Source organism: Brevundimonas sp. UBA7838, from assembly GCF_002500885.1.
GTDB classification, from domain to species: Bacteria; Pseudomonadota; Alphaproteobacteria; order Caulobacterales; family Caulobacteraceae; genus Brevundimonas; species Brevundimonas vesicularis_C.
Window position 1 is genome coordinate 56,497 of record NZ_DLTK01000130.1, and the last position, 20,905, is coordinate 77,401.

The window sequence follows — 20,905 nt, forward strand, 5'->3', positions numbered from 1 at the left end:
AAGCCGAAGATGATGCCTAGAGCCAGCATGGAATGCTCCTGTTGTCCGTCTTGGCTTAGAGCGGGATGGGGCGGGGTTCAAGCCGAACGACAACCGGACCCGATCTTCGTCGCCCCGCGAGACGCAAAAGAAACGGCGGCCGGAACGCTTCCGGCCGCCGCAGATGAGGTTTGAAGTCAGGCCGGGCGTCGACGGCAAGCCGCGACGCCCGCTCCGACATCCATCAGAAGGTGTAGCGAACACCCAGATAGGCACGACGCGGTTGAACCCACGCATTGGCTTCGCCGAAGGCGTACTGACCGCTGCCCGCGACCAGCTTCTGCTCGGCGGTAGCGGCTTGGTTGTCCAGGATATTGAAGATGTCCAGGAACAGTTCGGCGTTTCCGATCGGCAACGGCCGCTGATAGCGGAAGCGCATATCAAAGGTGTAATACGACGGACCCGTCGCCGAGCCGACGTTGTTCGGCAGAACGAAGGTGTCCTGCACCCCGCCGGACGTCGAGCCGTTGTCCATCAGCGGCAGATAGCGACCGCTGATCAACTGCGCCGGCGTATAGAGCGCGCCGCTGTTCCAGTTGAAGACGCCCGACACCTGCAGACCGAAGTTGAAGTCGTACGAGGCATAGGCCTTGAACTGGTGTTCGATATTGCCGGGTTGCGGTCCGTACATGTTCGGCGCGCGGGGGTCGAGCGCGATCCAGTCGCCCTGGAAGTCGGCGTTGGAGTCGGAGTTCGAGTTCCCTTCGGCCTTGTTGTACGTATAGGACGCCTGCCCTTGCCAGTTGTCGGTCTTGAACTTGGTGACCGTGACTTCGAAGCCGGTGTAGTTGCGCTCTCCGCCCGGCAGCGTACCGATGACATAGTTCGAGTTAGGCTTGGACGCGTAGCCGAAGTATGAATACGGCAGATAGTAGAACGATCCCGGATAGGCGTAACCGAAGGGCGCCGTGGCGGCCGTCAGCGTCGGGTCGGAATACAGCGTCAGATCGAAGTCTTCCAGGATGTCGCGCGTCTCACGACGCGTCACCGTCGCGGTCAGGCCGACGCTGGAGCCGAAGGTGGTCGATGCGCCCAGCATGAACTCATCGGTGTAGGGCGTCTTGGTCGCCGGCGAGAACAAGGCGTCCGGCGTGGTCGCGCCGCCGCGGGTCCGGAAGGTGACCCAGGTGCCGTTGATGTTGATCTGCTCTTCATCGACCGGCCCGGTCAGGGCGCCCGCGAAGTCCGACATGTTGTTGCGGATGGGATCGTAATAACGGCCCGCGAAACCGAACACCTTCGAACGACCGTCTCCGAGCACGTCATAGACGACGCTCAGACGCGGCGCATATTCCCAGTCGAAGGTCGCCGTCTTGGAGCCGTCGGAGGCGAAGTGCTCCCACTTCTCGGCTCGAACGCCGGCGTTGACGGTCAACTGGTTAAGGGTCCAGGTGTCCTGCAAATACAGGCTCTGGCCTTCGCTCTTGACCTCGTAAGGGGCGCTGATGGTCCGCAGGGCCCGATAGACGTTGACGTTGCCGTAGGGCGCGCCAGCCGTATTGGTGAAGCGATAGGCGTTCAACTCAGCCTGGGAGACGGTGCCGTCCAGGTTGGTGTCAACCGCCGCACGCGCCGTGGCATTGCCCTGAATCGCGGCCAGAACCCGCGCATTGTCGGCCTGCACGATCGCCCGACCAGTCCATGCGTTCGCGCCGCTGGCCGTCGTGTAATCCAGGTAGGTCGTGCCCGAATAGATCGGGGCCAGCGACTGATAGGTCACGCCGCCCGGAACAGTTCCGTTTTCCTCATACACGTTCTCGGTGTTGATGTAGCCGCCTTTGAAGGTGTGGCTGCCGAACGCGGTGTCGAGATAATATTCGAAGTTCAGGCCGAACTCGTCGCGATTGCGATGCGTTTCCAGATTCGAACCTGCGCCACCCAGTTGACGCTGAGCCAGGGTCGATCCAGCCGAGTTCCGGAAGGTGACGGTGTCACGCACCGACTGGTCCGCAGCGCTCGTCGTGACTTCGCCTTCGTGACGGAACCAATAGGCGCCGAGTTGCAGATCGCCCCAGGTGCGGCCGTACTCGACCTTATAGTTCTTGCCGCCCTGTTCCTGCGCCACATCTCGATTGTTCAAGGTCGCCGAAGAGCTGGAGCCGCTGATGCTGGTCGGATCCTCGAAGTAGCTGGCCGTCAGACGATCATCGTCCGTAATCTGCCAGGTCAGCTTGCCGAAGGTGTATTCGCCGTCATTGGTGACGGTGCGCAGCACGTTGCCGCTGTTGACGTCCAGAACCTCATCTTCACGGTGCTTCTTCTGGTACGAACCATAGAACCACAGACGATCGCGGATGATCGGCCCGCCCAGAGTCGCGGCGGTGTCATAGGTCGAGAAGCCGCCCGAAGTGGTGTGCTCGTCCTTGGCCACCAACCCGTCGTTCTGGAAGTAGTAGTTCAGAGAACCGTGGAACTCGTTGCCGCCGGACTTGGTGACGACGCGCGAGATCAGACCGGAACCACCGGCGTATTCTGCGGGCACGCCGCTGACGATGACCTGTTGCTCCTGAATAATTTCAGAGTTGAAGTTGGACCCGAACGTTCCGGTCGACGGGTCGGTCACGTCGACGCCGTCCAGATAGTAGACGTTGTCGGTCGAAGTGCCGGTCGCACCGCCGATGTCCGAATAGTTGATGCCGGAGCGAGAGGACGGGTTACCGCCGCTTGACGGCTTCACGCCGGGCACCAATTGCAGATAGCTTTGATAGCTGCGTCCCGTCGGCAGCGACTCCACCACGCCGAGGGTCAACGTCGTTCCGACCGTCGCAGAGGTGACGTCCACCGAGGCCAGCGACGTGCCGGTCACGACGATATCGCCCAGAGTCGAGACGTCGCCCCCTTTAAGGACATAGCCTAGAGAGCGTTCTTGGCCGCTTACAACGGCGACGTTGTTCGCGGTGAAGGCATCATAGCCCGGCGCGACGACATTGACGGAGTAGTTGATCGCGGGATCCAGGCCCGAAAGGCGCACGAAACCGGCAGAGTCCGTCACCCCGCTTCGCGTCACCAAACTGACGGAAGAATTAACGGTCACCGTTGCGCCAGCCACGGGCTGACCGCCCGCCTGGATGGAAATGCGAAGCGCGCCCGTCTGAGACTGCGCGTGCGCCACGCTCGGCAAAGCGACCAGCGACATGACGGGAATCGCGGCCAGCAAGGCGCCGCCTACGACGGTGCTGGCCAAAAGGCGTTGACGGATACTGCGACTGTTCAAAACGAACCCCTCCTTGAAAAGAGCCCGACGACCGATCGACATCCCCATGCCGATGGGCGCCCGACGCACACCCAGGGCGGGTGCGATGACAGGGAGCCTAAGCAGACGCGCCGCGTTCGCCACGATTATTACACGGCCGTCATAAAACAGCGTCACGCCGTGCCAATATAGCCACGCATAAGCCACACTTCGGATTGCAACGTTATAACGGATTGATATTTCGCGTAGTTTGCCACCCCAAATGGATACGCTAGGGCTCAAACACGCCGGATTTCCATAGAGTTGGCCCACCCATGACCTGGCGCATCCACGTCGAACCCTTCACCCGCCCGCTGTTCTTCGTCTGGTCGCGGCTGACGCGGGGCAAGACGTTGGGCGTGCGGGCGGTGGCGGTGGATGCGCAGGGGCGGGTGCTGATGGTGCGGCACACCTATCTCAAGGGCTGGTGGTTGCCGGGCGGCGGGGTGGACCGGGGCGAGACGACGCACGCCGCCGTAGTGCGCGAGCTGTGTGAAGAGGCCGGTCTGGTCGCGCGCGGGGCGCCGCGCCTGGTCTCGATCCATTCCAACGAGCGGTTCTTTCCCGGCGATCACGTCGCCGTCTTCCGCATCGACGCCTTCGATGCGGGCCGGCGCACCAGCCACGGCGAGATCGCCGAGGTCGGCTGGTTCTCGCCCTCCGCCCTGCCCGACGACGTGAACCGGGGCTGTCGCGCGCGTCTGGCCGAAATCTTCGACGGCGCCCCGGTCGATCCGGACTGGTGAGGCCCGCTGCCGTCTCCTCCCTGCGCAGCGGGGAGGTGGCGCGGCGCTCTTGCGCCGTGACGGAGGGGCTCTGCACCGCAACCACAGCCGCCCGTGGGACTTCAAAAACCCCTCCACCACGCTTCGCGCGGTCCCCCTCCCCGCTCCGCAGGGAGGAGACCTTGTGCGTCCGCATCTGACGCAGGCGCGTGGCAGCGTCCGCCCATGACCCAAGCCGCCACCGTCTATCGCGTCCGCTCGCAGGAGATCTGGGACCTGGCCCGCGACGATTATCTGGCGGGCAAGCCGGCGCGGATCGTCTGCCGCCGCTACGACCTGGGCCTGTCGGCCTTTCGCATCCGCGCCCGCAAGGGCGAATGGCGGCGCGGAGATCAGGACGATCCCGACCTGTACGATCCCGCGCTTGAGCTGGAGGCGGTCAAGGATGTCGCCTTTTCCGACATGGCCGACACGGCGCGTCGTCGCCTGCAACTGGCCCTGATGGACGGCGAGGCGACCGAGGCCCAGCGCTGGCTCAAGATTTTCGAGGCCCTGTCGTCGATGGCGTCGGCGACCGGCGATGTGCACACAATGCACCCTGATTTTTCGCCCCGACCGTCTGATCGAACCGACGCGCCCGCCGCCCGCCTTTCGACGGACGACGCCGGGTCCGAACCCGGCGAAGTGCACCGATTGCACCCTGTTTTATCTTCGGACGAGCTAAGCCGATCCGGCGCGCCCCTTAACCGGGCCGAGCGTCGCCGCCTGCGCCGCGCCCAGCGCCGCACGCCGCCCTCTGCAAGCCATGAAAGCCATGCTAGCCAAGGGCCATGAACCCGTCCCTGCTCGCCATCCTCGTCGTCATCCTGGCCGGCGGCGCCACCGCGCTTCAGGCCCCGACCAACGCCAGGCTGGCGACCGCGGTGGCCTCGCCGGTCAACGCCGCCTTCATCTCATTCGCGGTCGGGACGACGGTGCTCGGGATATTGGCGGCCATCCTGCACACCCGGCCGGACATGGCCGCGACGCGGGCCCTGCCGTGGTACGCCTGGCTGGGCGGGGCCTACGGCGCCTGTTTCGTAGTCGCGGCCGCCTGGGGCGTGCCGCGCCTGGGGGTGGCCATGACCATCACCTTGATGGTCGGCGGCCAGTTGCTGCTCAGCCTGGCGCTGGATCATTTCGGGGCGCTGGGCGTGCCGCGCCAGCCGTTGAATATCGGTCGCGTCGCCGGGGTGGGGCTTGTTCTGGCTGGCGTCCTTCTGGTCCGGCGCTCTTGACCCTATATCGGGCGCGATGACCGAGGAGACGCCTGATTCCCAACTGAAAGCCGCCGCCCTGATCGCCGACGAGGCGCGCCGGGCGCCGGACAAGCCGGGCGTCTATCGCATGTATGGCGAGGACGGGTCGTGCCTGTACGTCGGCAAGGCCAAGTCACTGAAGAAGCGCATCGTCCAGTATGCGCAAGGGCGTTTTCACACCCAGCGCATCGGCCTGATGGTGTCGCAGACCCGGTCGATGGAGCTGGTGGTCACCGCCACCGAGACCGAAGCCCTGCTGCTGGAATCCAACTTCATCAAGAAGCTGAAGCCCCGCTTCAACGTGGTGCTGCGCGACGACAAGTCCTTCGCCGAACTGATGATCCGCCGCGACCACCGCGCGCCCCAAGTCAGGAAGCATCGCGGGGCCCACACCACGCCCGGCGACTATTTCGGTCCCTTCGCCTCGACCTGGGCAGTCAATCGCACGCTGAACACCCTGCAGAAGGCCTTCCTGCTGCGCTCCTGTTCCGACAGCGTCTATGAGACCCGCACCCGCCCCTGCATGCTGCACCAGATCAAGCGTTGCTCGGCCCCCTGCACCGGCCTGATCAGCCTCGAGGACTACGGCGAACTGGTCACCGAGGCCGAACAGTTCCTGCGCGGCAAGTCCCGCGCCGTCATCGGCCGCCTGTCCAAGGAGATGCAGGCGGCGTCGGACGAGATGGACTTCGAACAGGCCGCCCGCGTGCGCGACCGCATCCGCGCCCTGTCGGCCATTGCGATGGAGAACTCCGTCAGCGCCGACAGCGTCGCCGAAGGCGACGTCTTCGCCCTGCATTCCGACGGCGGCCAGGCCTGCGTCCAGGTCTTCTTCTATCGCGCCGGCCAGAACTGGGGCGGCCGCGCCTATTTCCCGCGCGTGGACAAGACCGACACCGATCCCGAGATCCTGGCCGCCTTCCTGGGCCAGTTCTACGAGGACAAACCGATCCCGCGCCTGATCTTGTCCAACGTGCGCCCGCACGAGCTGGAACTGCTGGAAGAGGCCTTCTCGATGAAGGCGGATCGCAAGGTCGAGATCGTCCGACCGATGCGCGGCGAGAAGCTGGCCCTTGTCGACCACGCCCTGACCAATGCGCGCGAGGCCCTGGGCCGGCGCCTGGCCGAAAGCTCGGCGCAGGGCAAGATTCTGGACGAGGTGTGCGAGGCCTTCGGACTGGAGAGCCGACCTGAACGGATCGAGATCTACGATAACGCCCACATTCAAGGGACCAATGCGGTGGGCGGCATGGTCGTCGCCGGCCCCGAGGGCTTCCAGAAGTCGCAGTATCGCAAGTTCAACATCCGGGGCGAGGATCTGACGCCCGGCGACGACTACGGCATGATGCGCGAGGTGATGCGCCGTCGCTTCTCACGCCTGATCAAGGACGAGGAGGAAGGCGAGGCCAAGGGCGAAGACGTGGTGCGCCCTGACCTGCTGCTGATCGACGGCGGCGCGGGACAGTTGGCCGAGGTGCTGGCGGTCATGGCCGACTTGGGCGGGCTGGACGACATCACCGTCGTCGGCGTGGCTAAGGGGCCGGATCGCGACGCGGGGCTGGAGAAGTTCTTCATGCCCGGCAAGGCCCCCTTCATGCTGCCGCTGAAGTCGCCGGCCCTCTACTACCTCCAACGGCTGCGCGACGAAGCCCACCGCTTCGCCAACGGCGCCCACGCCAAGCGCCGCTCGATGGACATCAAGAAGAACCCGCTGGACGAGATCGAAGGCGTCGGCCCCGGCCGCAAGAAGGCTCTGCTGCACGCCTTCGGCTCGGCCAAGGGCGTCAGCCGCGCCTCCCTGGCCGACCTGGTCAAGGTCGACGGCATCAACCAACCCCTCGCCGAGCGCATCCACGCCTTCTTCCGTAAAAGCTGAGCCGGAGCTAAGACACCGACCATGAGCGACATCGAAGACGAACTGACCGCCGGCTATCGCCGCTTCCGCGCCGAGCACTGGCCGACGGCCCGCGCCGAGTACGAAACCCTGGCGACCAAGGGCCAGAAGCCGCACACCCTGATCGTGGCCTGTTCCGACAGCCGCGCCGATCCGGCTCTGATCTTCGACGCCAAGCCGGGCGAGCTGTTCGTCGTGCGCAACGTCGCCAATCTGGTCCCGCCCTACGAGCCGGACGGCAAGCTCCACGGCGTGTCGGCGGCGCTGGAGTTCGGGGTCAAGGTGCTGGGCGTCAAGCGGATCGTGGTCATGGGCCACGCCCACTGCGGCGGGGTCAACGCCATGATCAACGGCGCCCCAGAAATCGTCGCCGACTTTGTCGCCCCCTGGATCGCTCAAGGCGCGCCCGTCGTCCAGCACGTCGCCGAAACCGTCGCCCCCGACCAGCTGGAACGCGCCGCCGAAGAGGCCATCGTGCGGCTGTCGATCCGGAACCTGCGCACCTTCCCCTGGATTGCCGAGCGCGAAGCCAAGGGCGAGCTTCAGCTCAGCGGCCTGCACTTCGGCATCGCCGAGGGGGCGCTCACAGCCCTGACCGACAAGCCCCGGTTCGAACCGTTGGATTGAGCGGCGAACCGTGCCACACCCGGCGCGTTGCAACGGACATGACGATGACCTCCGCCCACCGCGCCAACCCCATTCCCAACATCCTGACCGGGCTGCGCCTGGCGGCCGGGGTGGTGATGTTCGCCATGATGGCCGGGGCCGCGCCGGGCGCGCTGGAGGCCTGGCTGTCGCCGGAAACGCAAGGGCGGTTCAGCGTCTGGGCCTTCTGGATCTTCGTCATCGCCGCCTCGACCGACTGGGTCGACGGCTACCTCGCCCGGCGCTGGAACGCGACCACGCGCTGGGGCGCCATTCTCGATCCCATCGCCGATAAGGTGCTGGTGACCGGCGCCATCCTGGGCGTCCTGGCCTCGGGATCCCTGCCCGGCATCGCCCTGCCCTGCGGCCTGATCCTGTTCCGCGAATTCGCCGTCTCCGCCCTGCGCGAGACGATGGCCGGCCGCATCGAACTGCCGGTCACCCTGGCTGCCAAGTGGAAGACCACGGTGCAGATGGTGGCGCTCGCCGCGCTTCAGCTGACCCTGCTGTGGGGCGCCTTGGGCCTGCAGAACGACGACGGATCGCCGCTGGCCTGGCAGCCGGCGTTCGAATCCTTCGCCATCTTCCTGATCTGGTTCGCCGCCATCATCACCCTGTGGACCGGCTGGCAGTATTTCAGCGAAGCCCGTCGCCAGATGCGCGACCTTTAGGGCCGTAGAGTCAGCCCGGCCGGCGTGGCGGAAAAGGCGGAGAGCTGGCCCAGATAGCTCATGCCCAGCAGGGAGTATTCCAGCCCCTGCTCCACCACCAGGGCCTCGACCCGGTCCACCCGCGCACCCGCGACCGAGATCGTCTTCAGCTGAACCGGCGCGGCGCGCACGACGCCCGATGCGGTCTGGACCCTGCCGGTGAAGGCTTCGGGTTCGGGATCGACGCCCAGTCTCAGGGCGTCGGCGCGCGTCAGGGCGACCACGCTGGCGCCGGTGTCCACCAGCACCCGCACCGCCTTGCCGTCGATATTGGCCTCGGCCCAGTAGTGGCCGTCCCTACCCTTGACCACCTGGGCGTCGGTTCCGGAGGCGCCCACCGCCGCCTCGACCACCGGCGTCGCCGCCTGGGCCATGCCGTCGCCTTCCAGATGGCGGATCGTCAGGGCCGTGCCGAACGACGCCATGAGCGCGAAGCCGAGGACCACGACAGACTGGGTATCGATGCGAACCATGCCTCTGTCTTAAAGGCGGGGCGTTGGGATGGGGTGAAACGACGTGGCTGACGAAAGCTTAAGCCGCGAACCGCGCTAGCCCAGCTTGGCCGGATCCACCTGACTACGGCGCGACGGCAGGTCGGCCATGACCGTCGCGCGCTCGGCGTCGCTCAGCGCCCGCCAGCCGGCGATCTCCTTCAGGGTGCGAAAACAGCCGAGGCACAGGCCGCTCTCGCCGTCGACCGCGCACACCATGACGCAGGGCGTGGCGATGGCCTTTGGCGGTCCGGGCCGGTTCGGGGTCGTCGCGCTCATTGTGACACAGTGGCGAAAATCACTCCGACTCCTGACGAATAAAGTTGCAAATTCACGAAACTGTCTTATATCGGCTGATGACGCGAACGACTGACGGTGGAATCCCATTGGTACGACGCGTCTCTTTTCATCGTTCTGCGAAAGGAGACGCCAAGATGAACGATAAGGAGCGTAACCTCCAACACGCCATGATGTCCTTCGCTCTTTGGGGCGGGATGCTGGTCAACAGTCGGCATATGCCGTCGAACTCGGGCCGGGTGGTCAGCCATCCGTCCAACTTCGTACCCTATACGATCAAGAAGCGCTGACGGCCCGCTCGGCCCTCAGCCTGAAGAAGCCCCGGTCTCGCCGGGGCTTTTGCAATTCCGGACTTGCCTGACGCGGCGTTCGCGGTCGATGACGGGCGTGAAGACGGAGACGAAGCATGGGCCTGATCACCGAAGAGAAGCGGGGCGCGATCCTGATATGGACGCTGGATCGCGAGGCGCGGCTGAACGCCCTGCCCGATCTGGGCGACGGCGACGAGGTCGCGGCGGCGTGCGAGCGGGTCAACGCCGATCCGTCGATCCGCTGCGTCGTACTGACCGGCGCCGGGCGGGCGTTCTCGGCCGGCGGCGATCTGACGGCGATGCGGGATAGGCGCGACCTGTTCGAGGGTTCAGGCGCCGCCATCCGCGAACGCTATCGCCGCGTCGTCCACCGGATCGTGCGGTCGCTGTATGGGCTTGAGGTTCCGCTGATCGCCGCCGTCAACGGGCCGGCGATGGGCCTGGGCTGCGACATCGCGGGGCTGGGCGATATCCGCATCGCGTCTGAGCGCGCCAGCTTCGGCGTGCCCTTCTTGAAGCTGGGCATCATCCCCGGCGACGGCGGATCGTGGCTGCTGCCACGCAACATCGGCTATGCCCGCGCCGCCGAACTGCTGTTCACCGCCCGCTCCATCGAAGCAGCGACGGCCGCCGAATGGGGGTTGGTCAACCGCGTGGTCGCGCACGACGACCTGGTGACCGAGGCCCTGGCTGTCGCCGCCCAGGTCGCGGCCCAGCCGCCCCAGGCCCTGCGCATGGCCAAGACCCTGCTGCGTCAGGGCCGCGACACGACCTTCGACCAAATGCTGGAGATGTCGGCGGCGATGCAGGCCCTGGCCCACCTGACCGAGGATCATCAGGAAGGCGTCGCCGCCGTGCTGGAAAAGCGGCCGGGCGATTTCACCGGCCGCTGATCCGACGTTCTATTTCGTCTTCATGGCCTCGCCGGGCCCGACGCCGGCGGCGACCGCGCGTTTGGCCCCGGCGGTCTCGCCCGGCTTCATGAACTTGACCAGCACCCGCTGTCCGATCAGCAGGGGCGCATCGCCGGCCGAGGCGACCACTTCCACCACCCGCTCGTCGCTGCGCTGCGAGGGGTCGTCGGAGGCCAGTTTGCGCGCGCCGAATACCGCCGCCCGACGCATCACGGCGCCGATATAGACCTTGCTGGCGTCGCCCTCGGGGCTGATTTCCACGGCTTGGCCGTCGGTCAGGTTCGGCAGGTCGCTCTCGACCACCTCGGCGCGGACGATGCGCGGCGCGTCGGGTTCCAGATCGAACATGTTGGAAACGTTCAGGGTCGAGGCGCCGGCGCCGGGGTTGGCGTAGCGGCGCACGATCCGGCCGTTGGTCGGGGCGCGGATGACCGTCAGTTCCTGATTGTAGCGGGCCTGATCCAGCTGGGCGCGTGCGGTCTGGACGGCGGCGACCTGCGACCCCAGCCGGGCCTGTGCGGTGGCGATGGCGTCCTGGGCCTGGTCCATGCGCTGGGCGGCGACGAAGTTGGTGGCGACCAGGCGTTGCAGACGCTCCTGCTCGCGCTGGGCGGTGCGGATGTCCACGCGGATCTGGGCCAGTTGGCTTTCGGCCTGGCTGACGGCCGCCGCCGCAGCCTGCACCGCCAGACGCGCCTCGTCGTCTTCCTGACGGGCCAGAATCTGACCGGCGACGACGCGATCGCCTTCCTGAACCAGGACGTCACGGACGATGCCGCCGCGACGGGCCGCGATCTGGATGATGCCGCCCTCGACGTCGACCTTGCCGTTGGCGATGGCCGCATAGGGGCTGTCGACCTTGGTCGCCGCCGCCTTCTCCTGCTCGGCCTTCTTGGTCTTGGCGGCGGACTGGAACAGCATGAAGCCGACCGCCAGCACGATCACCAGCAGCAGGCCGATCCAGGTGCGTTTTTTCTTCAGAAAGCCGGGCATTGGCGTGTCGTCCTAAGGGAAATCGTCGTGTCGGTTAGTGGGACGCCAGGATGGCGTTCGGATCGGGGATGCGGCGCTGGTCGTCCAGGATCTTGCCGTCCTCGATGTGGATGACCCGGTCGGCCCAGGCCTCCAGGCGCGGATCGTGGGTCACGCAGATGACGGCGGCGCCGTGTTCGGTGGCGGCGCGGCGAAGCAGCTTGATGACCACCTGGCCGTTTTCGCCGTCCAGGGCCGAGGTGGGTTCGTCGGCGAACAGGATCTTCGGGTCCTTGGCCAGGGCGCGGGCGATGGCGACGCGCTGCTTTTCACCACCCGACAAAGCCGCCGGCCGCTGGTGCAGACGGTGGCCCAGGCCGACCTCTTCAAGGGCGATCGTGGCGCGCTTCTTGGCCTGGCCCGCAGTCAGCCCCTGAAACTTCAGCACCGTCTCGACCTGCTGGAGCGCCGTCAGCGCGGGGAACAGGTTGAAGCCTTGGAAGATGAAGCCGCAGTTATCCAGGCGGAATTTGTCGATGCGGCCCGAGGACAGCTTCCACAGATCGTCGACGTCCAGCACGTCCACCCGGCCCTCTTCGGGCTTCAGCAGGCCCGACAGGGCTGCGATCAGGGTGGACTTGCCCGAGCCGGAGGGCCCCATGACCATGGTCAGGTCGCCATGCCGCGCATCGAAATCGACGCCCTTCAGCACATCGACCCAAGCCTTGCCGGACTTGAACCGCTTGACCAGGCTTTTGGCCTCGATGGCGAAGTCGCCGTGCTTGCCGTGAACCTTTGTATGAACGTTCATCGCAGCAGGTCCGCCGGTTGGCTGTTCTTGAGGATGCCGAGCGACAGCAGGCCGGACACCATGGCGATGGCGATCAGGCCGATGCCGACGATGATCAGCAGCGACAGCGGCAGGGCGATGATCACCGCCCCCATCATCGCCAGCAGCGACACCAGCCAGGTCAAGACGATGGCCGCGATGACGCCGACGACGCCGACCCAGAAGCTGAGCTCGACCACGATCCGACGCAACGACCCCATGCTGACGCCCAGGGCCCGCAGAGAGGCGAACTCCTTGATATTGGCCATGATGGCGCCGCGCAGGGTCTGCCAGGTGATGGCCACGCCGATGATGATCCCCAAGACGACGCAGCCGCCGATGATGATGACCAGGATGCCTTCCTCGAACATGGCGCCGGCGTTGGCGTCGGCCAGTTGCTGCTTGGTCCACGCCTTCCACTGACCGGCGCCCATGGCGTTCAGCTGGGCCACCACGATGGGCGCGCGGGCCGGATCTCGCAGCTTGACCATCAAAGGACCGACGCGCGGACCCGTGTCGGCCTGGCCCAGCATCCGCAGGGTGTCACGCGACATGACCACGCCCGGCTGCATCATATTGGGATAGCCGCGCGTCACGCCGACGACGGTGACGGTCTGGCCGTTGTACAGGGCCTTGTCGCCCAGCTTCACGCCCAGGGTCGTCAGGGCCGTCTCATCGACCGCCACGGTGTAGGGTTGGCGCAGCGCATCGACCAGTTCCTGCGAATAGTCGGTCGGGATGGTCACCGAGCCAGGACGAGTGTCGATGATGCTGGCCTGGACGAACTTCTGACGCGGCGCGCCCTGCGACGCATTGTCCGCCTGGCTCTTGGTCGGATCGACGTTCTTGATGTTCTGGAAGGTGCCGCCGGCGCCGTCCAGCGGCATAACCTCGACCACCTCGGGGTGGTTGTAGGCCAGTGGAATGAAACGGCGCGGCACGCCCGACGGCCCGCCGATCAGGCTTTTGGCGCCGGGCTGCATGATGAAGATGTCGGCGTTCGACCGTTCGATGGTCGCGGTGAACCCCTTGCCGATGCCGATGAAGACACCCGTCATCGCCAGGACCAGCAGACCCGACAGGGCCAGGGCCATGACCGCCGCCATATAGCGGCGCCACTCGAAAAGCAGCGTAGATAGCGCAAGCGACATGGTCGTCGATAAACCCCCGGTACTTGCGCCTATCTGACCGTGCGCCCTCTCACCGCCAAGTTAAATCGGGGTAAGGCTTGTGAACCGTTATCGTTGCGGGTTCGAAATCCGGGGATTAAGGGCCTTACAGCCTCTTGGCGCCCACCCTTCGTCGGCGCTAGTTACAACATAACAGATGGGACAGGCCGTCCCACGCTCCGGGAAACACGCCTTCATGTCCTTGCCCTCGCTTCGTCTCACCGCCTCGCTCGCCGCGCTCGGCGCCGCCACCGCCGTCCTGTCCGCGCCTGCGACCTCCGCCCGCGCCGACGAGGGCATGTGGACCTTCGACAACTTTCCCATCGCCACGGTGAACGAGAAGTACGGCACCAACATCGACCAGGCCTGGCTGGACCGCGTGCGCAACGCCGCCGTCCGCCTGCAGGGCTGCTCGGCCTCGCTGGTGTCCAACGAAGGCTTGGTGCTGACCAACCACCACTGCGTCGTGTCGTGCGTTCAGGACCTGTCCACGGCCCAGAACGACTACGTCAAGAACGGCTGGATGCCCGCTACGCGTGAGGAAGAGAAAAAGTGCCCCGGCCAGACGGCCGAGATCCTGACGGACATCGTCGATGTCACCGACCGCGTGACCGGCGCCGGCGCCGGCCTTGAAGGCGCCGCCTTCGTCCAGGCCCGCGCCGCCGAGATCGACAAGATCCAGAAGGAGACCTGCGGCGACGACCAAAAGCTGACCTGCCAGGTCATCAGCTTCTACCGCGGCGGCCAGTACAAGCTCTACAAGTTCCGCAAATACGATGACGTGCGCCTGGTCTTCGCGCCCGAATTCCAGGCGGCCTTCTTCGGCGGCGACCCGGACAACTTCAACTTCCCGCGCTACGCCCTGGATGCCGGCTTCCTGCGCATCTACGAGGACGGCAAGCCGGTCGCCACGCCGAACCACCTGACCTGGAACGCCAATGCGCCCAAGGAAGGCGACGTCACCTTCGTCGCCGGCAACCCCGGCTCGACCCAGCGCCTGCTGACCGTGGCCCAGCTGGAAACCCTGCGCGACCAGCAACTGCCCATCAGCCTGATCCAGACGTCGGAACTGCGTGGTCGTCTGCTGGAATATTCGACCACCGGCGAAGAGGCCAAGCGCGTCTCGGTCGATCCGATCTTCGGCCTGGAGAACGGTTTCAAGGTCAACTACGGCCAGCAGGGTGCCCTGACCGACCCGGCCTTCATGGCCACCAAGCGCCGCGAAGAGCAGGAGCTGCGCCAGCGCGTCGCCGCCGACCCGGCCCTGGCTCAACGCATCGGCGATCCGTGGGCCGATCTGGAACGCGCCTCGAGCGCCCAGCGCGACCTGTATCTGCCCTATCGCCAACTGGAATCGGCGGCCGGTCAGCGCTCGTCGCTGTACAGCTACGCCAAGGCCATCGTCCGCGCTTCCAAGGAACGCGCCAAGCCCGTCGCTGAACGCCGCGCCGGCTACTCGGACGCCGACATCGCCTCGCTGGGCCGTCGCCTGGCGACCGAGACGCCGATCTCGAACGATCTGGAGAAGATCTATCTCGACTTCTGGCTGTCCAAGACCCGCGAATATCTGACGGTCGACAATGCGAACGTGAAGGCGCTGCTGGGCAAGGAAAGCCCCGAGCAGATCGCGGAGCGTCTGGTCGACGGCACGCGCCTGGCCGAGCCCGCCTTCCGCGCCCAGGCCCTGGCCATGACGCCGGAGCAGTTGGCCGCCTCGGGCGATCCGCTGATCCAGTTCGTCCTGGCCAATGACGATGCGGCCCAGGCCGTGCGCACCCAGTGGGAATCGGCCGTGTCCGGCCCGACCAGCCGCGCCGGCGAAAAGATCGCCCAGGCCCGGTTCGCGGTTTACGGCACCAACCTGTATCCCGACGCGACCTTCTCCTTGCGCCTGTCATACGGTCAGGTGAAGGGCTGGACCTATCGCGGCGTGACGGTCGAACCCTTCACCCAGATCGGCGGCCTGTACGAGCGCAACACCGGCGCCGAGCCCTTCAACGCGGCCGAAGACTGGCTGGCGGCCGAGGGCAAGGTCAACAAGTCGACCGTCTATGACTTCGTCTCGACCAACGACATCATCGGCGGCAACTCGGGCTCGCCCGTGATCAACGCCAAGGGCGAAGTCATCGGCGCCGCCTTCGACGGGAACATCCACTCGCTGGGCGGCAGCTTCGGTTACGACCCCGAGCTGAACCGCACGGTGACGGTCTCGACCGCCGCCATCACCGAGGCTCTGCGCAACGTCTACAACCAGCCGCGCCTGCTGCGCGAACTGGGCGTGCGTCGCTAAGCTGAAAATCCTTCTCCCCTCGGGGGAGAAGGCAGCTCGCGCAAGCGAGACGGATGAGGGGGCTGGTCGACCCAGGCCCCCTTTTTCCATTTTGAATGCGGACAGAGCCCCCTCATCCGAGCCCTTTGGGCTCACCTTCTCCCCCGAGGGGAGAAGGATCAGGAGTTTTCCATGCGCCCTCTTCTCCTCGCCTCCGCCGCCGTTCTCGCTTTCGCCGCCGCCACCTCGGCCAGCGCCGAGGAAGGCATGTGGACCTACGACAACTTCCCCATCGCCCGCGCCAACCAGACGCTGGGGACCAATATCGATCAGGCCTTCCTGGATCGGGTGCGGCTGTCGTCGGTGAAGTTCGGCGGCTGTTCGGCGGGCGTGGTGTCGGGCCAGGGTCTGGTGATGACCAACAACCACTGCGTCGCCACCTGCGTGGCCAACCTGTCCACGCCGCAGCAGCAGTACGGCGAGACGGGCTTCACGCCCAAGACGCGCGAGGAAGAGCGCAAATGCCCCGGCGCCACGGCCGAGATCCTGACCGACATCTCCGACGTCACCGAGCGGATGCACAAGGCCGGCGAAGGGCTTGAGGGCCAGGCCTTCACCCAGGCGCGCGAGGCCGAGGCCGGGCGGATCGAGACCGAAGCCTGCGGAAACGATCCCAAAATCCGCTGCCAGGTCGTCAGCCTGTACCGGGGCGGCCAGTTCAAACTCTACAAATACCGCAAATACAGCGATGTGCGCCTGGCCTGGGCGCCGGAAGATCGCGCCGCGACCTTCGGCGGCGATCTGGACAACTTCTCCTTCCCGCGCTTCGCCATCGATGCGGCCTTCATCCGCCTGTACGAGGACGGCAAACCGGTCGAGACGCCGGTCCACTTCGCCTGGAACGCCGACAAGCCGACCGAGGGCGAGGCCGTCTTCATCACCGGAAATCCCGGCGCGACCCAGCGCCTGCTGACGATGGATCAACTGGCCACGATCCGCGACGTGGTCCTGCCGCTGGATCAGCTGATCGCCTCGGAACTGCGCGGCCGTCTGATCCGCTATTCCGAGGAAGGCGAAGACCAGGCCTTCATCGCCATGGACCCGATCGTGGGCGTGGAGAACACGTACAAGCGCGGCCTGGGCCGGATGCGCGCCCTGACCGACGCCCAGTTCATCCAGGCCAAGGCGGCGGCCGAGGTCGACTTCATGCAACGCTACGCCGCCGCCAACGGCAATGGTCCCGATCCCTGGGGTGCGCTGGAAGCGGTCCAGCCCATCGCGCGCGAACTCTATGCCCCTACCGCCCTGCTGGAAGGCGGCACTGGCCTGGGCACCACCTCGGTCGCCGGCGGATCGCAGCTGTTCCAGTGGGCCAAGGCCATCGTGCGCGGCGCGCAGGAGCGGGTCAAGCCGTCGGACCAGCGTCTGGCCGAGTTCGCCGACAGCCGCCTGCCGGGCGTCGAATCCGGCCTGTTCGCCGAGCGGCCCACCTATCCCGAGCTTGAGCAGATCCGGCTGGAATGGTGGCTGTCCAAGACGCGCGAATGGCTGACTGTGGACAGGCCCCTATGTTCGCACCCTGCTGGGCAAGGAAGGCCCCGAAGAGCTGTCGGCCCGCGTCGTATCGGGCACCAAGCTGGTCGATCCGGCCGTGCGTCGCGCCCTGTGGACCGGCGGCCTGGCGGCGGTTCAGGCGTCGGACGATCCGATGATCCAGTATGTGCTGTCGATCGACGCCGACGCCCGCGCCGTCCGCACCGAATGGGAGAATAAGGTCAAGGCCCCGACCGACCGCGCGTCGGAACAGCTGGCGGCCGCCCGCTTCGCCGCCTATGGCGACGCCGTCTATCCCGACGCCACCGGCACCCTGCGCCTGACCTATGGCAAGGTCGAAGGCTCCGACGTGCCCGGCCAGCGCTTCGGCGCCTTCACCACCTTCGCTGGCCTGTGGGACCGCGCCACCGGCGCCGAACCGTTCAAGGTCGCGCCCAAGCTGATGGCCGCCAAGGACCGGATCGATCCGAACGCGGTGATGGACATGGCCGTCTCGACCGACACCATCGGCGGTTCGTCCGGCTCGCCGGCGGTCAACGCCCGGGGCGAGATCATCGGAGCAAACTTCGATTCCACCGTCCTGACCCAGCGCAACGCCTATGGCTATGACCGCAACACCAACCGCAGCGTGATCGTCACCACCCAGGCCGTCACCGTGGCCCTGCGCGACGTTTATGGGATGGATCATCTGCTGACGGAGCTGGGCGTCAGCCGGTGACGCAGATCGCCATCCGCGCGGCGACGCCCGACGACGTCGCTTCGCTGCATCCGCTGATCGAGCGCGCCTATCGCGGCGAAACGGCCAAGGCCGGCTGGACGCACGAGGCCGAGCTGCTGTTCGATGATCGCACCAGCGCGGCGGAGCTGTCGGCCCTGATCGCCGATCCCGACCGGGTCATCCTGCTGGCCCATCGCGACGGCGCGCTGATCGGCTGCGTCCAGGTCGCCCGCGCCGGGGACAACCTGGCCTATCTCGGCATGCTGACGGTCGAGCCGACCTTGCAGGCGTCCGGCCTCGGCCGTCGTCTGCTCGCGGCCGCCGAAAGCGAGGCGATCGCGCGTTTCGGCGCGCGCCGCATGGAGATGACCGTCATCCACCGCCGGACCGAACTGATCGCCTGGTACGAACGACGCGGTTACGCCCCCACCGGCGAGACTCGCCCCTTCCCCGTCGCTCCGCCCCGACCCGAGCTGGAATTCGCGGTGCTGAAAAAAGCGCTCTAGCCGCCCCTTGCAAAACGGACAGTCGTGTCCATTTACGCGCCTCACCATGACGCGCCCTGCCGAAAAACCTGTCCGCAAGGACGCCGCTCTGAACCGGGCAGCGGTGCTGGAGGCCGCGCGCGCGGTCTTCGCCAGCCAAGGGTTGGATGCGCCCCTGGATCTGATCGCCGAACGGGCCGGTGTGGGGCGCGGCACCCTGTATCGGCACTTCTCCGACCGCACGGAACTGGCCTTGGCGGTGCTGGAGGCCGACGTCGCAGACCTGGGTCGGCGCACCGCCGAACAGGGCGATGATCCGCAGGCCTTCTTCTGGTTTCTGGACCGGCTGGCCGAGGACATGGTGCGCAATGCGGGACTGGCCGGCGTCGTGCGGAACGTGCGGTCGCCAGATGCGCTTACCCCCTTGCGGCAGAGCTTGATGGAGGCGGGCGCCGCACCGCTGAAGCGGGCCCAGGCCGCCGGCCTGGTGAGGGAGGATCTGCGGCCGATGGACATCCGTCTGATCGCCACCCTGCTGGGCGCCGGTTTTCAGGGCGCAGACGAAGCCGAGCGTCAGGCCGTGTCGCTGCGCACCCGCGCGCTTGTTCTGGACGGGCTGAGACCTCGAGGGGGGCCGCGCTGATGGCCCGCAACAACTGGCACCTGCCTTGGGAACAGTATGTCGAGACGCTGAAGCCGCACGAGCGGCCGATGATGCCCGGCTCGCCCGCCACGCCCGATCACGCCTGGCCGATGCGAATCCAGTACGCCCTGACCGGCCTGCTGGTCGCCATGGTCGGATCGCTGGGCAACGCTGCGGTCACCGCCAACATCCAGAACCTGCAAGGCTCGCTGGGGATCACGATTTCCGAGGCCGCCTGGCTGCCGGTCGTCTTCGTCATGACCAACGCCTGCATGAACCTGATCCTCGTCAAGTTCCGGATGCAGTACGGCCTGCGCCTGTTCACCCAAATCTTCCTGGGCGCCTTCGTGCTGGTCTGCGCCGCCCACCTGTTCGTCGACAACTATCAATCGACCCTGCTGGTCCGGGCCATCGCCGGCATGGCGGGTGCGGGTCTTTCCAGCCTGGGCTTCCTCTACATCATCCAGGCCTTCCCGGCCGCACACCGGCTGAAGGGGCTGATCATCGGCATCGGCCTGGCCAGTTTCGCCGTGCCGATTTCGCGCCTCGTCATGCCCGGCCTGCTCCAGCTGGGCGATTGGCGCGCCTTCTATCTGTTCGAGCTGGGCCTGTGCCTGGTCGCCTGGGGCGCGGTGCAGGTGGTCAAGCTGCCGCCGTCCGAGCGGCTGCGGGTGTTCGACCGGCTGGACTTTTTGACCTTCGCCCTGTTTGCGCCAGGCGTGGCCCTGCTGTGCGCGGCCCTGGGCCTGGGGCGGATCGTCTGGTGGACGCAGGCCGCCTGGATCGGCTGGGCTCTGATCGGCTCCGTCATCCTGCTGACCGCCGCCTTCCTGGTCGAACACAATCGCAAGAACCCGCTGATCAACACCCGCTGGCTGACCGGACCGGACCTGCTGCGCCTGTTCGGGGCGATCCTGCTGATCCGCATCGTGTTGTCGGAACAGACGTCCGGCGCGGTCGGCTTCCTGACCGTCGTCGGCTTGGGGCCGGATCAGCTTCACGGCCTGTTCGTCGTCATCCTGCTGTCGATGATCGCCGGCACCCTGGTCAGCGCCTTCACCCTGAAAATGGAGAAGCTGAACAAGCCGATCGCCATCGCCCTGGCGCTGATCGCGATCGGTGCCTGGATCGACAGCCATTCGACGGTCCTGACGCGCCCGGCGCAGCTGTATTTCAGCCAAGCCCTGATCGCCTTCGCCTCAGCCATGTTCATCGGCCCGGCGCTGATGATCGGCATCGTCAAGGTGCTGACCCAGGGCAAGCAGAACCTGATCAGCTTCATCGTCATGTTCAGCGTGCTTCAGAACGTCGGCGGTCTGGCGGGATCGGCCCTGACCGGAACGCTCCAGATCATCCGCGAGAAACACCACTCCAACCAGCTGGCGGCGGGGATTTCGGCGCTGGACCCGCAGGTCGCCTTGCGGCTGCGCCAACTGTCGGGCGCCTATGCTTCGACGATAACGGACCCCGCACTGGCGAACGCCGAAGGCGCCGTTCTGCTTGGCCGTCAGGTGACGCAACAAGCCAATGTGCTGGCCTACAACGACGTCTTTCTGGTCATCGCCGTGATCGCGGCCCTGGGCTCCGCCTGGGTGACCGTCACCCACCTGCGGCCGCGCTGGAAGGCGCGCCGCGACGCCAAGAACAACAATGCAGACGCTGCGGTCCAGAGCGCCGCCGTCGCCGCCGCCGACTGAACCGAGACCCACA

The 20,905-nt window shown here is 66.3% G+C and carries 19 protein-coding genes and 1 pseudogene; 14 read left to right on the forward strand and 6 right to left on the reverse strand.

Translation table 11 applies throughout. The features are described 5' to 3' along the window. Positions 1–223: 223 nt before the first annotated feature. On the reverse strand, positions 224–3,301 hold the full coding sequence (locus B3T77_RS13995; protein WP_312185054.1) for a TonB-dependent receptor: 3,078 nt from the start codon (positions 3,299–3,301) through the stop codon (positions 224–226). A 245-nt stretch (positions 3,302–3,546) separates the two neighbouring features. On the opposite strand from B3T77_RS13995, the gene B3T77_RS14000 reads away from it, so the two are divergent. The 6 genes from B3T77_RS14000 (at position 3,547) to pgsA (ending at position 8,504) form a co-directional block, all read left to right on the forward strand. After that, on the forward strand, positions 3,547–4,017 hold the full coding sequence (locus B3T77_RS14000) for an NUDIX domain-containing protein (RefSeq protein ID WP_292080415.1): 471 nt from the start codon (positions 3,547–3,549) through the stop codon (positions 4,015–4,017). Between the two features lie 204 nt (positions 4,018–4,221). Further along, positions 4,222–4,830: a hypothetical protein gene (locus tag B3T77_RS14005; RefSeq protein ID WP_292080417.1), complete on the forward strand. Its 609-nt coding sequence runs from the start codon at positions 4,222–4,224 to the stop codon at positions 4,828–4,830. Then, positions 4,827–5,273 (forward strand): DMT family transporter, encoded by a 447-nt coding sequence (locus B3T77_RS14010; RefSeq protein WP_153925329.1) that lies wholly within the window; start codon positions 4,827–4,829, stop codon positions 5,271–5,273. Before B3T77_RS14005 ends, B3T77_RS14010 begins: the two co-directional genes overlap by 4 nt. 16 nt (positions 5,274–5,289) lie before the next feature. Next, entirely contained in the window at positions 5,290–7,170 is a 1,881-nt protein-coding gene (gene uvrC, locus B3T77_RS14015) for an excinuclease ABC subunit UvrC (protein ID WP_292080420.1), read from the forward strand. Positions 7,171–7,191: 21 nt separating this feature from the next. Next, positions 7,192–7,815: a carbonic anhydrase gene (locus B3T77_RS14020; protein WP_055753092.1), complete on the forward strand. Its 624-nt coding sequence runs from the start codon at positions 7,192–7,194 to the stop codon at positions 7,813–7,815. A 44-nt stretch (positions 7,816–7,859) separates the two neighbouring features. Then, positions 7,860–8,504, forward strand: a complete 645-nt coding sequence (gene pgsA, locus B3T77_RS14025; RefSeq protein ID WP_026108402.1) for a CDP-diacylglycerol--glycerol-3-phosphate 3-phosphatidyltransferase — start codon at positions 7,860–7,862, stop codon at positions 8,502–8,504. Here the strand turns inward: pgsA and B3T77_RS14030 are convergent. Together B3T77_RS14030 and B3T77_RS14035 are read right to left on the reverse strand one after the other, a co-directional pair. After that, positions 8,501–9,016, reverse strand: coding sequence for a retropepsin-like aspartic protease family protein (locus B3T77_RS14030; RefSeq protein WP_292080424.1), 516 nt, complete (start codon positions 9,014–9,016; stop codon positions 8,501–8,503). The genes pgsA and B3T77_RS14030 overlap by 4 nt on opposite strands. Before the next feature lie 75 nt (positions 9,017–9,091). Further along, a complete protein-coding gene (locus tag B3T77_RS14035; protein WP_174086589.1) occupies positions 9,092–9,313 on the reverse strand; it encodes a DUF1289 domain-containing protein in 222 nt (73 codons plus the stop codon). A 155-nt stretch (positions 9,314–9,468) separates the two neighbouring features. On the opposite strand from B3T77_RS14035, the gene B3T77_RS14040 reads away from it, so the two are divergent. Together B3T77_RS14040 and B3T77_RS14045 are read left to right on the forward strand one after the other, a co-directional pair. Beyond that, complete coding sequence (locus B3T77_RS14040; protein WP_017505113.1) at positions 9,469–9,621, forward strand: hypothetical protein; 153 nt, start codon at positions 9,469–9,471, stop codon at positions 9,619–9,621. A gap of 116 nt (positions 9,622–9,737) precedes the next feature. After that, complete coding sequence (locus B3T77_RS14045; RefSeq protein WP_292080427.1) at positions 9,738–10,535, forward strand: crotonase/enoyl-CoA hydratase family protein; 798 nt, start codon at positions 9,738–9,740, stop codon at positions 10,533–10,535. Positions 10,536–10,544: 9 nt separating this feature from the next. Here B3T77_RS14045 and B3T77_RS14050 read toward each other — a convergent pair whose 3' ends face one another. The 3 genes from B3T77_RS14050 to B3T77_RS14060 are packed head-to-tail and all read right to left on the reverse strand — an operon-like array spanning position 10,545 to position 13,508. Then, on the reverse strand, positions 10,545–11,549 hold the full coding sequence (locus B3T77_RS14050) for an HlyD family secretion protein (RefSeq protein WP_292080429.1): 1,005 nt from the start codon (positions 11,547–11,549) through the stop codon (positions 10,545–10,547). A gap of 34 nt (positions 11,550–11,583) precedes the next feature. Continuing rightward, entirely contained in the window at positions 11,584–12,339 is a 756-nt protein-coding gene (locus tag B3T77_RS14055; RefSeq protein WP_039248125.1) for an ABC transporter ATP-binding protein, read from the reverse strand. Continuing rightward, a complete protein-coding gene (locus B3T77_RS14060; protein WP_055805778.1) occupies positions 12,336–13,508 on the reverse strand; it encodes an ABC transporter permease in 1,173 nt (390 codons plus the stop codon). Before B3T77_RS14060 ends, B3T77_RS14055 begins: the two co-directional genes overlap by 4 nt. A 214-nt stretch (positions 13,509–13,722) precedes the next feature. Here B3T77_RS14060 and B3T77_RS14065 point away from each other — a divergent pair, with 214 nt between their 5' ends. The 6 genes and pseudogenes from B3T77_RS14065 to B3T77_RS14085 all read left to right on the forward strand — a co-directional run bounded on the left by B3T77_RS14065 (position 13,723) and on the right by B3T77_RS14085 (position 20,892). Next, positions 13,723–15,816 carry a S46 family peptidase gene (locus B3T77_RS14065; RefSeq protein ID WP_292080434.1) on the forward strand — a complete coding sequence of 698 codons (2,094 nt, stop codon included), beginning with the start codon at positions 13,723–13,725 and terminating at the stop codon, positions 15,814–15,816. A gap of 246 nt (positions 15,817–16,062) precedes the next feature. Beyond that, positions 16,063–17,298, forward strand: a pseudogene (locus tag B3T77_RS16325) (S46 family peptidase); the annotation flags it as partial. Between the two features lie 103 nt (positions 17,299–17,401). Then, positions 17,402–18,067 carry a S46 family peptidase gene (locus B3T77_RS16330; RefSeq protein ID WP_312185056.1) on the forward strand — a complete coding sequence of 222 codons (666 nt, stop codon included), beginning with the start codon at positions 17,402–17,404 and terminating at the stop codon, positions 18,065–18,067. Continuing rightward, on the forward strand, positions 18,064–18,573 hold the full coding sequence (locus B3T77_RS14075; RefSeq protein ID WP_292080436.1) for a GNAT family N-acetyltransferase: 510 nt from the start codon (positions 18,064–18,066) through the stop codon (positions 18,571–18,573). The genes B3T77_RS16330 and B3T77_RS14075 overlap by 4 nt, the downstream gene beginning before the upstream one ends. Before the next feature lie 46 nt (positions 18,574–18,619). Continuing rightward, entirely contained in the window at positions 18,620–19,195 is a 576-nt protein-coding gene (locus tag B3T77_RS14080) for a TetR/AcrR family transcriptional regulator (RefSeq protein WP_055805788.1), read from the forward strand. Then, complete coding sequence (locus B3T77_RS14085; RefSeq protein ID WP_292080439.1) at positions 19,195–20,892, forward strand: MFS transporter; 1,698 nt, start codon at positions 19,195–19,197, stop codon at positions 20,890–20,892. The genes B3T77_RS14080 and B3T77_RS14085 overlap by 1 nt, the downstream gene beginning before the upstream one ends. The last annotated feature ends 13 nt before the right edge of the window (positions 20,893–20,905 follow it).

Bases quoted from the DNA above. Each gene is read 5' to 3' on its own strand.
- B3T77_RS13995 (WP_312185054.1), bottom strand. From the start codon at position 3,301: ATGGGGATGTCGATCGGTCGTCGGGCTCTTTTCAAGGAGGGGTTCGTT.
- B3T77_RS14000 (WP_292080415.1), top strand. From the start codon at position 3,547: ATGACCTGGCGCATCCACGTCGAACCCTTCACCCGCCCGCTGTTCTTC.
- B3T77_RS14005 (WP_292080417.1), top strand. From the start codon at position 4,222: ATGACCCAAGCCGCCACCGTCTATCGCGTCCGCTCGCAGGAGATCTGG.
- B3T77_RS14010 (WP_153925329.1), top strand. From the start codon at position 4,827: ATGAACCCGTCCCTGCTCGCCATCCTCGTCGTCATCCTGGCCGGCGGC.
- uvrC (WP_292080420.1), top strand. From the start codon at position 5,290: ATGACCGAGGAGACGCCTGATTCCCAACTGAAAGCCGCCGCCCTGATC.
- B3T77_RS14020 (WP_055753092.1), top strand. From the start codon at position 7,192: ATGAGCGACATCGAAGACGAACTGACCGCCGGCTATCGCCGCTTCCGC.
- pgsA (WP_026108402.1), top strand. From the start codon at position 7,860: ATGACCTCCGCCCACCGCGCCAACCCCATTCCCAACATCCTGACCGGG.
- B3T77_RS14030 (WP_292080424.1), bottom strand. From the start codon at position 9,016: ATGGTTCGCATCGATACCCAGTCTGTCGTGGTCCTCGGCTTCGCGCTC.
- B3T77_RS14035 (WP_174086589.1), bottom strand. From the start codon at position 9,313: ATGAGCGCGACGACCCCGAACCGGCCCGGACCGCCAAAGGCCATCGCC.
- B3T77_RS14040 (WP_017505113.1), top strand. From the start codon at position 9,469: ATGAACGATAAGGAGCGTAACCTCCAACACGCCATGATGTCCTTCGCT.
- B3T77_RS14045 (WP_292080427.1), top strand. From the start codon at position 9,738: ATGGGCCTGATCACCGAAGAGAAGCGGGGCGCGATCCTGATATGGACG.
- B3T77_RS14050 (WP_292080429.1), bottom strand. From the start codon at position 11,549: ATGCCCGGCTTTCTGAAGAAAAAACGCACCTGGATCGGCCTGCTGCTG.
- B3T77_RS14055 (WP_039248125.1), bottom strand. From the start codon at position 12,339: ATGAACGTTCATACAAAGGTTCACGGCAAGCACGGCGACTTCGCCATC.
- B3T77_RS14060 (WP_055805778.1), bottom strand. From the start codon at position 13,508: ATGTCGCTTGCGCTATCTACGCTGCTTTTCGAGTGGCGCCGCTATATG.
- B3T77_RS14065 (WP_292080434.1), top strand. From the start codon at position 13,723: ATGTCCTTGCCCTCGCTTCGTCTCACCGCCTCGCTCGCCGCGCTCGGC.
- B3T77_RS14080 (WP_055805788.1), top strand. From the start codon at position 18,620: ATGACGCGCCCTGCCGAAAAACCTGTCCGCAAGGACGCCGCTCTGAAC.
- B3T77_RS14085 (WP_292080439.1), top strand. From the start codon at position 19,195: ATGGCCCGCAACAACTGGCACCTGCCTTGGGAACAGTATGTCGAGACG.